The sequence below is a fragment of the Clostridioides sp. ES-W-0016-02 genome (assembly GCF_020641035.1).
Classification (GTDB): Bacteria; Bacillota; Clostridia; order Peptostreptococcales; family Peptostreptococcaceae; genus Clostridioides.
In genome coordinates this window covers 154161-168933 of record NZ_CP061362.1, presented here as the reverse complement: position 1 = coordinate 168933, position 14773 = coordinate 154161, and the positions used below count along the sequence as shown (strand labels likewise).

At 23.8% G+C, this 14773-nt stretch carries 19 protein-coding genes; 6 read left to right on the top strand and 13 right to left on the bottom strand.

The window, feature by feature from the left end; genetic code table 11:
• The first annotated feature begins 152 nt into the window (after positions 1–152).
• Complete coding sequence (gene lepB, locus IC758_RS20275; protein ID WP_227825186.1) at positions 153–677, top strand: signal peptidase I; 525 nt, start codon at positions 153–155, stop codon at positions 675–677.
• Between the two features lie 597 nt (positions 678–1274).
• On the opposite strand, the gene IC758_RS20270 is transcribed toward lepB, so the two are convergent.
• Together IC758_RS20270 and IC758_RS20265 are read right to left on the bottom strand one after the other, a co-directional pair.
• Positions 1275–1958 carry a hypothetical protein gene (locus tag IC758_RS20270; protein WP_227825185.1) on the bottom strand — a complete coding sequence of 228 codons (684 nt, stop codon included), beginning with the start codon at positions 1956–1958 and terminating at the stop codon, positions 1275–1277.
• Positions 1959–2504: 546 nt separating this feature from the next.
• Positions 2505–2819 (bottom strand): hypothetical protein, encoded by a 315-nt coding sequence (locus IC758_RS20265; RefSeq protein ID WP_227825184.1) that lies wholly within the window; start codon positions 2817–2819, stop codon positions 2505–2507.
• 260 nt (positions 2820–3079) lie between these two features.
• On the opposite strand from IC758_RS20265, the gene IC758_RS20260 reads away from it, so the two are divergent.
• Positions 3080–4126 carry a DUF6076 domain-containing protein gene (locus IC758_RS20260; protein ID WP_227825183.1) on the top strand — a complete coding sequence of 349 codons (1047 nt, stop codon included), beginning with the start codon at positions 3080–3082 and terminating at the stop codon, positions 4124–4126.
• A gap of 287 nt (positions 4127–4413) precedes the next feature.
• Here the strand turns inward: IC758_RS20260 and IC758_RS20255 are convergent, their stop codons facing one another.
• Both IC758_RS20255 and IC758_RS20250 read right to left on the bottom strand, forming a co-directional pair.
• Positions 4414–5853, bottom strand: a complete 1440-nt coding sequence (locus IC758_RS20255; RefSeq protein WP_227825182.1) for a DUF4116 domain-containing protein — start codon at positions 5851–5853, stop codon at positions 4414–4416.
• 205 nt (positions 5854–6058) lie between these two features.
• Positions 6059–6364, bottom strand: a complete 306-nt coding sequence (locus IC758_RS20250; RefSeq protein WP_227825181.1) for a hypothetical protein — start codon at positions 6362–6364, stop codon at positions 6059–6061.
• Positions 6365–6784: 420 nt separating this feature from the next.
• Here IC758_RS20250 and IC758_RS20245 point away from each other — a divergent pair, with 420 nt between their 5' ends.
• On the top strand, positions 6785–7630 hold the full coding sequence (locus IC758_RS20245) for a DUF6076 domain-containing protein (protein ID WP_227825180.1): 846 nt from the start codon (positions 6785–6787) through the stop codon (positions 7628–7630).
• A 33-nt stretch (positions 7631–7663) separates the two neighbouring features.
• Here IC758_RS20245 and IC758_RS20240 read toward each other — a convergent pair whose 3' ends face one another.
• The 8 genes from IC758_RS20240 to IC758_RS20205 form a co-directional block, all read right to left on the bottom strand.
• On the bottom strand, positions 7664–8092 hold the full coding sequence (locus IC758_RS20240) for a DUF4116 domain-containing protein (RefSeq protein ID WP_227825179.1): 429 nt from the start codon (positions 8090–8092) through the stop codon (positions 7664–7666).
• Positions 8093–8111: 19 nt separating this feature from the next.
• Complete coding sequence (locus tag IC758_RS20235) at positions 8112–8645, bottom strand: hypothetical protein (protein WP_227825178.1); 534 nt, start codon at positions 8643–8645, stop codon at positions 8112–8114.
• A gap of 88 nt (positions 8646–8733) precedes the next feature.
• Positions 8734–9093 carry a hypothetical protein gene (locus tag IC758_RS20230; RefSeq protein ID WP_227825177.1) on the bottom strand — a complete coding sequence of 120 codons (360 nt, stop codon included), beginning with the start codon at positions 9091–9093 and terminating at the stop codon, positions 8734–8736.
• On the bottom strand, positions 9094–9615 hold the full coding sequence (locus IC758_RS20225; protein WP_227825176.1) for a Panacea domain-containing protein: 522 nt from the start codon (positions 9613–9615) through the stop codon (positions 9094–9096). It lies immediately after the preceding gene.
• Positions 9616–9625: 10 nt separating this feature from the next.
• Positions 9626–10135, bottom strand: a complete 510-nt coding sequence (locus IC758_RS20220) for a Panacea domain-containing protein (protein WP_227825175.1) — start codon at positions 10133–10135, stop codon at positions 9626–9628.
• A 20-nt stretch (positions 10136–10155) separates the two neighbouring features.
• A complete protein-coding gene (locus IC758_RS20215; RefSeq protein WP_227825174.1) occupies positions 10156–10359 on the bottom strand; it encodes a hypothetical protein in 204 nt (67 codons plus the stop codon).
• Positions 10360–10387: 28 nt separating this feature from the next.
• Positions 10388–10858, bottom strand: a complete 471-nt coding sequence (locus tag IC758_RS20210) for a Panacea domain-containing protein (RefSeq protein ID WP_227825173.1) — start codon at positions 10856–10858, stop codon at positions 10388–10390.
• A 106-nt stretch (positions 10859–10964) separates the two neighbouring features.
• Complete coding sequence (locus IC758_RS20205; RefSeq protein WP_227825172.1) at positions 10965–11834, bottom strand: hypothetical protein; 870 nt, start codon at positions 11832–11834, stop codon at positions 10965–10967.
• A gap of 144 nt (positions 11835–11978) precedes the next feature.
• Between IC758_RS20205 and IC758_RS20200 the strand changes: the two genes are divergently transcribed.
• Positions 11979–12614, top strand: a complete 636-nt coding sequence (locus tag IC758_RS20200) for a hypothetical protein (protein WP_227825171.1) — start codon at positions 11979–11981, stop codon at positions 12612–12614.
• 6 nt (positions 12615–12620) lie between these two features.
• On the opposite strand, the gene IC758_RS20195 is transcribed toward IC758_RS20200, so the two are convergent.
• On the bottom strand, positions 12621–13283 hold the full coding sequence (locus IC758_RS20195) for a hypothetical protein (RefSeq protein ID WP_227825170.1): 663 nt from the start codon (positions 13281–13283) through the stop codon (positions 12621–12623).
• A 120-nt stretch (positions 13284–13403) separates the two neighbouring features.
• Here IC758_RS20195 and IC758_RS20190 point away from each other — a divergent pair, with 120 nt between their 5' ends.
• Positions 13404–14405 (top strand): LCP family protein, encoded by a 1002-nt coding sequence (locus IC758_RS20190; protein WP_227825169.1) that lies wholly within the window; start codon positions 13404–13406, stop codon positions 14403–14405.
• An 83-nt stretch (positions 14406–14488) separates the two neighbouring features.
• On the top strand, positions 14489–14761 hold the full coding sequence (locus IC758_RS20185) for a hypothetical protein (RefSeq protein WP_227825168.1): 273 nt from the start codon (positions 14489–14491) through the stop codon (positions 14759–14761).
• Positions 14762–14773: the final 12 nt, after the last annotated feature.

The following is a 14773-nucleotide window of genomic DNA, read 5'->3' as shown; positions in this document are numbered from 1 at the left end:
TTGACTTTTGATATTTATTACTTTATTATATAAATTAAATATATATTTACATTTTTTATATAAAATGCAATCATTACATTTCATATATTCATATATATATATATAAATAAGATTAATTAGCTATATTTATAGTTAATTTAGGAGGACTGAAAATGAGTAAAAAACAAGTAAATGAAAAGTTTACTTTTAAAGATATAATCGTAACAGCAATATTAAGTGTAATAGCTTTTTTATTAATTTCTTCTGTTATTCGTTTAACTACAGTAATGGGACATTCAATGGACCAAACTTTATATGACAGAGAAAAACTAATAATAAGTAAAATAGCTTATAATAAAGAAGACCCAAAATATAAAGATGTGGTTGTAATTAAAAGAAGTGATCTAAACGTCAAATATATAATAAAAAGAGTTATCGCTGTTGAAGGGGATACTTTAAAAATAGTAAATAATAAATTATATATAAATGATAAATTAATTGAAGAAAATTATATAAATGAAAAAATGCAAACAAGCGACTTAGAGATAAAAATACCTAAAGATAAAATCTTTGTTATGGGAGATAATAGAAATAATAGCATAGACAGCAGAAGCTCCATAGTTGGTCTAATTGATCAAAAAGATATTGAAGGAAAAGTTATTTTTAATCTAAGTCAATTTAAAAAATTTAAATCTTAAGGGGAAAGAGGTATTTATTAAATACCTCTTTCTTTTTGTTTATATAGCCTTAAATTTGTTATAAGATTTTTTTTTGGAAATAGAATAACTTATAGAATATTACTAAAGAAAGGTGTTTAATACTATGTTATTTATATTTCTAATTTGTTTTATATATATATTAATAAGTTCAGTGAATATAATATTTACTGATAAAATAATATTATATTTGTTAAAAAATACTACTACCAAAGACAATATCTTTTTTAAATCCCAGTTATATAAAATACTATTATTTATAGTTAATTTGGCTCCTTTGATATTAGTTATACTAAGATCTTCTCATATACAGATTAAGTATTTGTTAATAGTATTCTATACTATATGGATTGCACTATCATGTTGTCTTTATTTTAATGCTAAATTTGTATTGCATATTTTAGATCTAAAATATGATATTGATAAGATCCCTCCTTATTATAGTAAGGATTTTTTATTTGCTATAATAAATATAAGTAATAATAAGCTTATCTTAAAGTATAGATTCTTTAAGAGGAGACTTGAGATTGATTTGAAATAAATCAAATAAAAAGAAAACCTTAAGGTTTTCTTTTTTGTTTAACAGGATAATCCATTCTTAAAGGCAACCTGGACAGATTCTAATATGTTTGAAATCTCCCCTATTGTATCTTCTAAAATTTTATTATTTTCAAATCCTGCTAATTTTATATTGAAAGATAGAAAAATCCCATAGGACTCTTCTTCTTTTTGAAAAAATACATCTGAGTTTATAACATCAAAAAATTCTCCTTCTTTTATAAAAGGTGCTATTATTTTAGGCATTCTTAATACTGCAAATTTATGCATAAATCCTTGTTGCTTTGTAATTTCTCTAAAACTTTCTTCTGAATCAATATCAAAATAATTTTTGATAAAAGAAATAGGAATTATAAAAGCTTTACTCAAAGAGATTATCTCTTTTTCAATATCTTCAGATACTTTTATGTCCAAGCTCTCAAAATCTAAAAATTCACTTATTTTTTGGATTATAGCTTCATATTCTTCCAATAATTCTTCTTGTGTTTTTATACAATTACTATTAAAAATGATTGTATTCCTAAAATCATTAAAATTTATATTTTTGTTTTTTAATAATTCAAATACATCTTCGTCTATAATTTGTTTTTCTAACATATCTTTAGCAAAAAATATTAAACTATTAGTTATTATCTCTGGGTAATCCTTTAACAGTTCTCTTTTGCAGTCTAAAAGAGAATCTCCTAATTTATTAAATTTATTCATTTTATTACAATTTCACCTCTTTATATTTAATTTTTTTTATTATATACATTTAAATGCTATTTATAACTAAAACTTTATATAAAAATGAGTTACCTAAATTTAGGTAACTCATTAGTCTATTTTATTAATATATTTTTTTTAACAACAATTCAGAGTCTAATTTTATGGCATAATCAGATTTGTCGCATTGAATTTCACATGTATACTCAAATAAGTTTACATGTCCTCCAGCTATTCTACCCATATTATCTTATTATTTGATTAATACTATAGCCATCTCTGCTTTGTTATTAATACAAATCTTTATCCATTAATAGTATTTTAACACTTCTTTACTAATATTTCAACATTAATATTGTTTATAAAAAATAAAACAAATAATTTTCAGAATATTCATAACTACTCAGAACAATAACCTATATTAATATACTAAAAAATAGTTTTTGTCAAGTTTATTTTTTTAAAAACACTAAAAATACTAAAAAACTAATTTTCCTATCCTACAATAGAAATTATCAACTATATTTTATTTATAAGAATTAATGATTATTCCCAATTAAAAAGTATATTTTCTCCCATTGATAAATTATAACTTATATCTTCGAATATTTTTTTTATATTGTTAAGGCCATTTCCATTTTTAATAAATTTACAATGTTCCTTATAATCATTTTCAAACTCTCTTTTTATATTAAGAAATTTAGAAGCACTTATTTCTATATATTCATTTTTATTATGTGAATTAAAGAAATCTATAAAATTTTGGAGAAAGTCAAATTCACTTTGAGATAATTCATTTGATCTTAAAAACACATCCTGCTCTAATTTTTCTATGATAGCGTTTACATTATAATAAAACATAAGAAATAACCCCCCTCATTTTTAACAAAAAAAGATATATAGGGCCCTTTATAAATTCTAATATCTTCATTGTTGTACATAAATTTTTTACTTATTCTTATGGATTATAATATCATTGTTTGTTGAATTTTAAAATAAGGAATCGAAAAAACCCATATTTTACAAAATTTAATTCTTTATGATATTATAATATATTATAAAGAAAAAGGAGTAGCTGGGATTATTACTAAAACTTTTAATCTCTGGCATTAATAAAAGACATGTTTAATATAAAAGTAATAATAGACAATAAAAACAAAATACACTATATTAATTCAAAGCAAATTAAAGATAAAAAAATAGATTATCCTGGAGAGGATTTAATAGAGTTCTTACTAATGGATTTAGCTGAATATAAAAATCAACTAAACCAATACTTTATAAATAATAAAATAATTATTGAAGATATAGAAAATAATTATGATAATCTCCACAATATTATATACCATATAGCAGAACTTATAAAAAATAAACATGATATTGCTTATTCTTATTTAGTTAGCAAAATAGAATTTGTATTTCTAAGTGAGAAGAATATTTTAAACCAACTACATCTTGCTTTTAGAGCTTTAGAAGAAATAATTAGATTGCAAGAGATTTTTAAAGAAGGTGCTGAGATTTGTCTTAACACAGAATCTTTAACGAAATTAACACAAAGTGAACGATTTATTCTATTTTTAGATAAACACCCTCAATATGAAAATTTTTCTTTTAAAACACCTCATTCTTTAACTCTTGTGAAAAATTGTGAATCAGATTTATATAAGATAAATGACATAAATTATAACAATACCAATTATAAAACAAAACATCCTCCTCTTACATATAAACAATTTGAAGAAGTAAATCCAATAAAGTATTTAATTTTAGAAGAGTTAGAAGAATTTTTATTCTATGAGTTTGCAGAGATGTGCAAATTAGAATTGAAAATAAAAAAATGTCAGCTATGTGGTGAATTTTTTATACTTAAAAGTAAACATAATGCTTATTACTGTAATAGAATTTATGAAAATAATCTTACTTGTAACCAAATCGGCATTAAAAAAACATATAAACTAAAAATATCCAACAATCCTACTTTAAAAGAGTATGAACGGATATATAATGCAAAATATGCAAAAATGAAAAGAGATGAATTAAAAGAAAATTACATAGGAGAATCAAAGGAAGAATTTATGAAATGGTCTAAAGTTGCACAAAAACTAAGAAAACAATACATTAACAATGAAATAACAAAAGAAGATTTTTTGCTTAAACTATCTTTATAATAAATATTTTTATTTTATACAATAGTTTTTAATATTAGATATATTTAAATACTCTAATCAATCTTACAAAAAAGTAAAAAGCCAGTCTCGCACAAAGACTGGCTTTTTAGTTGAATTTAAATTTATATTTAAATCCAAAAAATAAACTATGGCTTATAAAGAACTTCACTCCAGATTAAAATAGATTGTAGTTCTTCTTGCTTTTATTATATCACAAACCATTATAAAATAGAATATCTCATGAACCAAAAAGTTCATGAGATATTGCTTCCTATTTAATATAAATTTTAAAATAGTTTATACTTTATTAGCTTAATATACATTTTAAGTAAATTTTTTTTCGTAAATTTAACTTCTTTTCGTCTTATTGAATAGAAAGACAATGGATTTTCATTCATAGCTTCTAAGCATATTTTTTCTGTTTGGTTATCTACATCCTTAAGTGCTAATCCATCTTTTTTTACTGCTATTAAACACATTTCCTCTGTTTGATTTTCTATATATTGCAAGACCATTGGTGATTTTCTTATAGCCTTTATACATATTTCATCGAGCTGTTCGTTTGAAAATTTACCTCTTAATTCATCCCATTTTACATGTTTTAAATACAAACCATTTTGTTTTACTGCTTCAAGGCATATTTTAGCAGTTTGATTATTTACAAATACTAAAGCCAATCCATTTTGTCTTACTGCCTCAACACATATTTCTTCTGTCTGTTCTTTTACATATTTTAAAGCATTTCCATTCTGCTTTACCGCTATAAGACACATTTCCTTAGTCTGTGCATCTACAAATTTTAAAGCATTTCCATCTTCCTTTACTGCCTCAACACATATCTCTACAGTCTGATTTTTTACAAACTTAAGAGCATATCCATTTTGTATTACTGCTTCTTTACATAATTCTTCTGTTTGTTCCTCCACATACTCAAGTGTTGACCCATTCCTCCTTATTGCTATCAAGTATAGTTTATATACTTGTTCCTTTGATAGTATATCCCTATTTACATACTTGAGTGCATTTTCATCCTTTTTTACTGCCTCTATACATATTTCTGGAGTTTGTTCTTTTACAAATTTCAAAGCACTTCCTTCTTGCCTTACTGCTATTAAACATATCTCATTAATCTGTTCGTCTGAAAGTTTATCCTTTAACTTACTCCATTTTATATATATTAATGCACTTCCATATTTTTTTACAGCTTCAATCCATAAGTTATATATCTGTTCTTTAGCTAAATTAAGTTCGTCCCAATTTACATATTGTATAGACCAGCTATACTTCTTAACTGATTCAATACAAATTTCATAGCTTTGATTATTTATATATTGAAGTGCATCTCCATCTTGTCTTACTGCTATTAAAAAGATATTCTCTATTTGCATTTCTGTTAAGCCATCTAATATTACATACTCTAAAGCTTTACCATTTTCTTTTACTGCTTTAGTATATATGTTATATAATTGTCTGTTACTAAGTTTATCTATTAGTTGTTTTAAGTCTATAAATTCAAGATTTAAACCTTGATACTTTACCCCTTCTATACATAGTTTTTCTAACTCTTCACTTGTCATTCGGTTTTTTATTCGTTTCCATTTTATATACTTTAAAGATTCTCCATTTATTTTTATTGCTTCCATGCAAATATTAAAATTTTGATCAACGAAAATTAAATTCCTACAGTCTTCCCTTATTTTTAATAAATTATGTTTTTCTAATTTCATAAGAAATCCCCTTTTTTTATTTATGTAATTATATTGAATTGGCAAATTATTTATAATAAATGTATTTATGAGACTCATATTTCTTAGTTTTTCACATTTACCTTTTACTAAAAAATTCAATTTTCTATAAAAATTTATAATTTTTTGATTATAAACAATATATCAAACAATTTATAAGATAAAATTAAATAATTACTGATATAATTTATTTCCAATAAAAAATAATTTTTTTAGCTTTAGCTATATTACTATTTATATCTTCAATCAATTTTTTTATATTATTGAGTCCTTCTCCACCTTTAACAACTTTACATTGTTCATAATAATCTTCGACAAAACTCTTTTTAATACTATAAAAACTTGAAAGTTCTATTTCAACCAAATCCTCTTGATTATAAAAATCAACAAAATTTTGGAAAAAGTCAAATTCTGATTGATCCATACAATTTGATTTTAAAAATACATCCCCTTCTATTTTATTTATAACTACATATATGTTATAGGAAAACATAAAAATTACCTCCTTTAATTTTTAAAAAGATATATGGGCCCTTTTATATCTCCTTTATTTATTATTAATAATGATACTATTTTGTTAAGATTTTTAAAATAAAGAATTGAAAATTTAAATATTTAAAATATTAATTCTCTATGATATTATGAAAATGGAAAGAGGTGAATTTCTATCTTAAAAAAGATTAATTATCCATTTATAAAGGTTTTTATTGATAGTAAAAACAATGTACATTATGTAAGACATTTTGATAGTAAAAACAGTTGTCCTAAACATTTAGACTGTGTAGGTACAGATTTTATAGACTTTATATTACTTGATTTATCTAAATATAAAGAACAGTTAAAATTATATTATGATTATGATAAACAAAAAACTAATTTTTACAATCTACCTGAGGATCATTATGGTATATATATGGTTATCTATAAAATAGCCAATATTATTAGTGAGCATGAAATAGCACATTTTTATTTAATAGGTAAATTAAACAAGGTTTTTAACAGTAAAACTACCCTATTAGAACAAATAGATTTAGCTTTTAATGTTTTAAATGAGTTAGTTATACTTCATGATATTTTCCAGGATGGAGCTAATATATGTTTTGACATAGATTTTTCTACAGCATTTAGTAAAGTTGAAAGATTCGCTGTTTTTTTAGGAAAATATCCAAGCTATGCAAATTTCTCTTTAAACACTAAATTTGCTATAACTGTTACAGAAAATGGGAGAATGGATTTTGATTCTGTTATGAGTATAAACAACAAAAGTATTAATAATAATCGAGAATTAGTTTCTATTATAGGAGAACAATCTACTGGTAGAGTTAGCTTAATTAATTATATTATTTTAGAAGAATTAGAGGAATTTCTATTCTATGAATTTTCTGAGATGGCCAAACTTGGATTAGTGGTTAAAAAATGTAATCTTTGTGGAAAATATTTTATATTAAAGAATAAGCACAATACCTTATTTTGTAATAGGATATATAAAGATAACTTTACCTGTAAACAAATTGGTAATAAAGAATCATATAATAATAAAGTCTTAAAAGATTCTATACTTAAAAAATATGAAAAGATTTATAAAGCTAATTATGCTAAAATGCAACGAGATGAAGCAAAAGAGATGCATGGATTAAACAATGGAATAGCAAGAGATAAGTTTAAAAATTGGTCAAAAAAAGCACAACATTTGAGAAAGGAATACTTAGCTAAAAAGATTTCAGGTGATGAACTAATATTACATATAACAAATAAATAGAGAGTGATTTTTATCACTCTCTATTTATCTGTTTTATGAAACTAATTTAGTAAACATTTCTATTAATTCATTTTTTGATACTCCAAATTCATCCCATTTTATATGGTTGAAAGATCTTATATCTTGCTTTAAGGCTTCTAAGCATATTGTGTAGTTCTGTTTTTCTACATACTTAAGTGCATTACCAACTTTTTTGACCGCTATTAAACACATTTCTTCTGTCTGTGCTTCTACAAACTGAAGTGCATAAGGACTTCTCTTAACTGCTTCTAAACATATTTCTTCTGTCTGATCTTCTACAAATCTTAAAGCCCAACCAGTTTCTTTTACTGCTTCTAAACATATTTTTTCTGTCTGTTCCTTTACATACTGTAAAGCCATTCCGTCATCTCTTACTGCTTTTATACATAACTCCTCAGTTTGTCTTACTGCTGTATATAAACTATCTTTAATTTGAATCATAAATATTCCTCATTTCTATTTAGTATTTATCTATACTCTTTAAAGCTTTCACATACCATAAATTTTCTATATCACTATTACTTATCTCTTTTAAATCTTCTTCTCTTTCAATAACTCCCCAAAAACTTTCATTCCCATAAATTATTTCATTTAATTCAAACACAAACATAGCAGGGTTTGTTCCAGAACTTATATCTAATTCTTTTGTCTTAGGAGCATAACTTATTAATAAGGAATTTGATAACTCTCCAAGATAAAGACCTAAGTATGTTTTATTCTCATATTCTTTTTTACATGGTCTTACCTTAACAAATTTTCCTATTTCAGATTTCCTATAGCTACCTTTGTTTATATATTTATCATTTATTTTTGATACTTGAATTGGATATTCTATATTGCCACTTCTATAGTTTTCACACATAAAATTTTCTTTAAATTCATTAGCTCCTGCTATTCCATCCATCTCATTTATTTTTATATATAATTTATTACTTTCTAAAATTTCACAGTTTCTAAGAAATTGTTTAGAACAACTAAAACAATTTTTATCCATATAGTTACACCTCTTTTATTTTATATAATAAAATAGTATCATGTTTGTTGTTTATATTCAATAAAATTATCACTATTTTTTATTAGTATTAAATTCTTCCCACATTAATCCTATCATCTACCCAATTTCCTTCTAATTTATCTATATCTAAATCCCATATTCCCTCTTTTATTATTTTAGAGAATGAAAACTCAGGGAAAAATAAGTCATCTATAATTAAATCTGGCTTTGGCATACAGAAGGTGATATAATCTACCAAATTTGCTTTATTAATTATTTCTTTCGTATAATTTAAACCACCCTTTGACCAAATTATTATATTAGCTTTTTTAGATAACTTTATTATGGACTCTAATGCTTTTGGGAAAAATGAATCCCCCATATTTGGAGTTATGGTATCATCCACATCTATATATATAGTTGCTAAGTCATCTTTATATTCTTTCATTTAATTCACCTCTTTCTCCTCTAACAAGAACTTTGGAATTAAAATACCATTATTTTCTTTAGCCCAAAACTTTATGTCTTGAGTTGGAATTGAGCTATCTCCTATTTTATAATTCCAAATAAAAGGATTTGTATCTTTTAGATATTTAACCAAATCCCAAGTGTTTATGTTCTTAGTAATATTAAGTATATCTTCAATGACCTCTTTTTCTTTCTTAGTAAATAAGTTACAATCTGCAGGGCAAACATCTTTTATTATATGAGATTCAAATGTCTTGCTAATTTCAAACCAAACCTTTGGCATAGCTGGCCCATAATCCCAAGCTTCAAACCTTTCATCTAAATTTAAAAAGATGCTCTCGTTATATAAATATAAATATTTTGCTTGAATTAAATACAATAACTTATTTAATCTCAAATTATCTATTGCTTTATTCAATTTATTTTCACAGTACCATAGTACATAGGTTGCTACATCTTGAGCACTATATCTGGACTCTATAAAAATACTTGTATTTACCATAAAAATCCCTCTATTCTTTACTTAAATTTAACTTTTTATCTAATAATTCCTTAGATATCAATACCCCATTTCTTTTTTCTATATAATATTCTATATCAAATGAAGATATTGTTTGTCTATCCATAAAATGCTCTGGCTCCTCTAACCTTAGATATTCTATTATATCTTTAGTACTTATATCTTTAGTAAGTTCAATTACCTCCTCAATAGTGTCTTTCTCTTTACCTTTTACTAAATCATTGTTTTTAGGTATGATACCTGTAATTGGCTTTGAATTAAATTCATAAAAAGTAAACCAAACTTCTGGCATTGCAGGTCCATAATCCCAAGCTTCAAACCACTCAAATTTATCACTAAAGATACTATCTTTATATAAATAAAGATATCTCTCTTGAATTAAATACAATAATTTTTGTAATCTCAAATTTGTGGATGGATTTTTTAATTTATTTTCACAATACCATAAGATATAATTTGCAATATCTATAGCATCATAATCATTAAACTCTATACAACCCATAAAACTTCACCTCTTTTATCTTAGATTTCAACCTCTTTATTTTCTATCTTTTTCAACTTAGACTTATATTCTTCATCTGTAATTTTCTCTTTACTTTGACAAGAATTATAATAACTAATCCATATAAAGTCTTTTGTACATATTAGAATTGGCTTATATGGATAATGTTCACTATTATCTATATACTTAGAATATTTACATTTTTTCTGTTCACATACAACCATTTTTACTCCTCCTTCTATAATTTTTCATTTATTTTTCCTTAGATATCCAATACAAAATCTCCCATACAGGAATCGTTTTTTCTTTGAGAGTACAATATGCTTTCCAGGTCTCTTCTCTCTGGGTTTCTTTTATTAAATCTTCAATATCCCTGTATGCCAATGACTCCACCATATCATTTATAAATTTACTATCATCCTCTGTAGATATCTCAAAATATCTACATGGGCGAATTCCTGTTATATCTTCTACTCCATAATTATTATAGGAATAATAAACATCTGGAAATACAATTCCATAGGACCAGGCCTCCATGTCATTCTCAAATAATAGTTTATTAAATTTACAAATATACTCCTTTTGCAAAAAATATAAGATTCTTTGTAATTTAGAATTATTTATTGGTTTGTTTAATTTATTTTCACAGTACCATAAAATATATTCAGCCACATCCATTGCATCATAATTAGGACAAAATCCAGTAAGATTAATAAATTCCATAAAATTTCCTCCTCTTTTATAATTATTAAATATAAAACCTATGTTTTGTTTAATCTATTATATAAATGAACATAATAAATAATTCACATGTATAACTACATGTGAATTAAAAAGCTTCTGATTCTAATATTTCTTGTATATTAAGTATTAAATCTTTTGTAGCATTAACTTCATTGGCAGATACATTTCTGTTGTTTAAATCTAACCAATCTAAATATCTTTTGTCTATATTATTATTAATGGAGATGTAATCTGAAAAATTGTCTTTCAAAGAAATCAAATCTTTTTCAAAATTCTCAATATCTATATCTTTATATTTAATTAATTTATTAATAGGAACCGTATCTTCTTTCTTTAATAGAGTCCCAACTTCTTGTATCAACTGAAAATCTTTTAATTTTTCTAATAGGCAAGTTAAATACATTCCAAATTTTATGATATCTTTCTCTTTCTCTACAAACCATTTTTCTTGATATTGTTTTTTACAAATCTTCATTTCTTCATTTAACTTATCTATTAATGGTTTTTTCTTTATAAACATTAGCTCATCAGAGCTATCTCTAATTTCAATCATTAGTTTATTTTTGTTCAATTCTATTTTCTTAATATGATTTTTAAACTCTTCTAAGCTTTTTAAAAACATTGGTATCTCTTCCAAGTATTCTATTTGCAATTCTCTACCATCTTGAAAATATATTTTTTTAAAATCCTGAATTTCTATTTCTTCTATTTTATCAGTTCTCCCAATGTATTTTTCGCCTCTTATTTTAAGAAAATTTATTTTATTTTGATCCATGTTTAATACTAAAAAATTTTTTGGATAATTATAATATAAACTTTCTAAAGGCAATCTGTCCTTAATCTTATAATTTTTATTTGATCCATTATCTATCTCAAGACCACTACTTTTTGTATAAGATACTTTATTAAATAATCCTATTTTTATTTCTTCTAAATAATCAAATATATATATCACCTCAACTTATAATCATTACATTAATTATAAAATTTATATTTTATATAGTCAATAAAAATTATAATCTTTCTAATAATTGTGTATATATATTATATATTTTAGTTTTATTTTAATATTTCAAAATAAATTTTAGGAGGTTTTATTATGAATTTTAACAAGGATAATTTAGAAAAAAAATTTTTAAGACATCAAATAATAAGAATTGATGGAAGTAATGTATTTTTTGAAGTTTTATCTAATGCTTTTCCAATAGGAAAAGTACAAATAAATTTTAGGAAATATGATAAAAATGCAAATAAAGGTGAGAAATTTACTCAACAGGTAGATATATTTATAAACATAGAAAATGCCTTAGTATTGTGCCAAGATATATTATCTGGAAAAATGGAAAAATTAGCTGTTCTTTCTGAAAAGGAAGCTAAACAAAAAGATAGTAAGTATCCTCAGCCTATTTGGAAAAATTTAGGTGGTACATCTGTAAAAAAATTGAAAGAACAAAATAAAGAGAGAAAAGATGGCTATGCTCTATCAAGGATGTTAAAATTATCTCCTGGCAAAATTGGATTTTTATTTACAGCAGAAGAAGGTAAAGGAGAAGAAACAGATACAGGACTAATAACTCCAAGATATAATCAAAATCCTGATAGTAGAATTTTGGTCCCTTTAAATTCAGAACAATTAAAGACATTAGCTCTAATGATTAAGATACACATAGAATCTTATCTAACAATAAAATACAATCCATATTTTTCAAATTCGTATTGGGAAAATAAACAATAAAAGAGCCTATGGCTCTTTTATTTCTATATTATCTATTATTAATTGAATAATTGTAAAAATATTTATATTTATTATGTTAAATAGATCTATAGATAAATTATTTGTAACTATTATAGCAAATATCATTTTTAGCACAAACCCAAAAAATCCAGTTACTATTAACCACTTAATACATTTCCTTATTTCACAAAAATTTTTATTTGCGAAAGAGATAAAAAATAATAAAATAAAAAACAGGGTTGGTATGAGGCATATAGCACTATTTACAACAAATAATAAACATATAGTTAATACTATAGAAGTTTTTAATAATAAGTTTTTATAGTCTCCTAATAGATCATAATTTTTAATTTTATACTCTATAAAATCATTGATTGATTGAGACAGATTCCCTATTACAACATTTGTGACTTCATCATTGTTTTCTTTAAATTTTAATCTCCTGCCAATATAAATAGTTAAAAATGTACAGATAACACTATAAATAAAAAGTTCCCATTTAGCTACAATAAAGGATGCTATTATGGAGATAATTAGTATCCCACAGCATAACAATAACTTAGAATCTATTTGAGTAAAAGGTATAAGCTCTTCCTCTAACATTTCTTCTTGATCTTTTATATATTTTTCTTTTTTAATTTTTCTATCTCTATTTCTAATTATATTCATATTTATGCTCCTTTCTTTATATATATATTGTATTAAAATATATTTTTATTCGTTTTTATTGACTATATAAAATATAAATTTTATAATTAATATAATATACTAATTATAAAGGAGAGAATAATGAAACTGAAAGCTAAAAAAATAATAAAAACATTATTTATTTTATTATTTATAGTAATAATGTTTGTTGTTAGCTTCTTTACCTCCTATACATTATCCAATAATAAGATCGAGACAAAAAAGGTAAAAGAAGATACGATAAGTATAAATAAAAAAGAAAATAAATTCAAAAAAATAGAAGGCATTACAAATATACTTCTTTTGGGCACAGATGAAAGGAGCTCTAATGTTACTACACGAACTGACACAATGATAATTTTAACTATAGATACAATAAACAATAAGATAAAATTGACTTCTCTTTTTAGAGATGCTTTAGTTAATATCCCTGGCCATAATAAAAGCAAACTTAACCATGCATATGCATATGGAGGGGTTGATCTTTTAGAAAAAACTATTGAAGAAAATTATAATTTAAGTATAGATAAATATGCATTAGTTAATTTTAATGATTTTGTTAAAATTATAGATGTTCTTGGTGGAGTAGATGTTGAAATAAAAAAATCTGAACTTAAAGATTTTAACAAGCATCTAAAAGATATACCTAATAATTCAGAAGAAATAAAATCTCCAGGTTTAAAAACTTTAACTGGTGCCCAAGCATTATCCTATACAAGAATAAGATATAATTCTGGTGGAGAGCAAGGTAGAACAGAAAGACAAAGAAAGGTTATTAGTTCCATGGCAGAAAAAATGAAACATGTTAGTGTGTTTAAATATCCATCTATATTAAATACCATTATAAAATACATTGATACTAACTTAAACTTTAAAGATATATTAGATATATTATATACAGCTAATAAAATAGATTTTAATACAATTGAAACTCTATGTATCCCATTTGAAGAACTCTCCATATGTGGTAAATATAAGGATTATGGTTGGGTTTTTAGAACTGATTTAGATTTAACAGCAAAACTACTAAATGATTATATATTTAAAGATATTCCTGTTAATTTAAATAACATCAGCAAAAATAATCTTACAATTATTGAATAAAATTCAATTAAATATATCTAAAATTTCTCGTATAATAAACTTAAATATGCTACAATGAAGTTATATTTGGAAAATTATGGAGAGTGATTAAGATAGATAAAAATGACAATGAGAAAAAACAATTAAAAGATTCACTTATAGGATTTTTAATTAAATCGTTTATTTTAAATGTTTCTTTTATTTATATGAATAACCACATGGAAGCAAGTATAATGACTTTTTCGCTTCCTTCTGGAAAAACTCTTTTTTCTGTTGATGGTTTCCCTATATTAAAGTTCTTACTTTTTTCATCATTGTTGATTGAATTTTTTATACTTATAATTGATATGATGAATTATTATATTAAAAATTTATAGATATAAATTAAT

What these genes read in the sequence shown, in the direction of transcription:
- IC758_RS20265 (WP_227825184.1), bottom strand. Translation starts at nt 2,819, where the DNA reads ATGTTTTATTATAATGTAAACGCTATCATAGAAAAATTAGAGCAGGAT.
- IC758_RS20260 (WP_227825183.1), top strand. Translation starts at nt 3,080, where the DNA reads ATGTTTAATATAAAAGTAATAATAGACAATAAAAACAAAATACACTAT.
- IC758_RS20210 (WP_227825173.1), bottom strand. Translation starts at nt 10,858, where the DNA reads ATGGAATTTATTAATCTTACTGGATTTTGTCCTAATTATGATGCAATG.
- IC758_RS20220 (WP_227825175.1), bottom strand. Translation starts at nt 10,135, where the DNA reads ATGGGTTGTATAGAGTTTAATGATTATGATGCTATAGATATTGCAAAT.
- IC758_RS20200 (WP_227825171.1), top strand. Translation starts at nt 11,979, where the DNA reads ATGAATTTTAACAAGGATAATTTAGAAAAAAAATTTTTAAGACATCAA.
- IC758_RS20270 (WP_227825185.1), bottom strand. Translation starts at nt 1,958, where the DNA reads ATGAATAAATTTAATAAATTAGGAGATTCTCTTTTAGACTGCAAAAGA.
- IC758_RS20255 (WP_227825182.1), bottom strand. Translation starts at nt 5,853, where the DNA reads ATGAAATTAGAAAAACATAATTTATTAAAAATAAGGGAAGACTGTAGG.
- IC758_RS20230 (WP_227825177.1), bottom strand. Translation starts at nt 9,093, where the DNA reads ATGAAAGAATATAAAGATGACTTAGCAACTATATATATAGATGTGGAT.
- IC758_RS20245 (WP_227825180.1), top strand. Translation starts at nt 6,785, where the DNA reads ATGGTTATCTATAAAATAGCCAATATTATTAGTGAGCATGAAATAGCA.
- IC758_RS20250 (WP_227825181.1), bottom strand. Translation starts at nt 6,364, where the DNA reads ATGTTTTCCTATAACATATATGTAGTTATAAATAAAATAGAAGGGGAT.
- IC758_RS20235 (WP_227825178.1), bottom strand. Translation starts at nt 8,645, where the DNA reads ATGGATAAAAATTGTTTTAGTTGTTCTAAACAATTTCTTAGAAACTGT.
- IC758_RS20190 (WP_227825169.1), top strand. Translation starts at nt 13,404, where the DNA reads ATGAAACTGAAAGCTAAAAAAATAATAAAAACATTATTTATTTTATTA.
- IC758_RS20215 (WP_227825174.1), bottom strand. Translation starts at nt 10,359, where the DNA reads ATGGTTGTATGTGAACAGAAAAAATGTAAATATTCTAAGTATATAGAT.
- IC758_RS20225 (WP_227825176.1), bottom strand. Translation starts at nt 9,615, where the DNA reads ATGGTAAATACAAGTATTTTTATAGAGTCCAGATATAGTGCTCAAGAT.
- IC758_RS20240 (WP_227825179.1), bottom strand. Translation starts at nt 8,092, where the DNA reads ATGATTCAAATTAAAGATAGTTTATATACAGCAGTAAGACAAACTGAG.
- IC758_RS20195 (WP_227825170.1), bottom strand. Translation starts at nt 13,283, where the DNA reads ATGAATATAATTAGAAATAGAGATAGAAAAATTAAAAAAGAAAAATAT.
- lepB (WP_227825186.1), top strand. Translation starts at nt 153, where the DNA reads ATGAGTAAAAAACAAGTAAATGAAAAGTTTACTTTTAAAGATATAATC.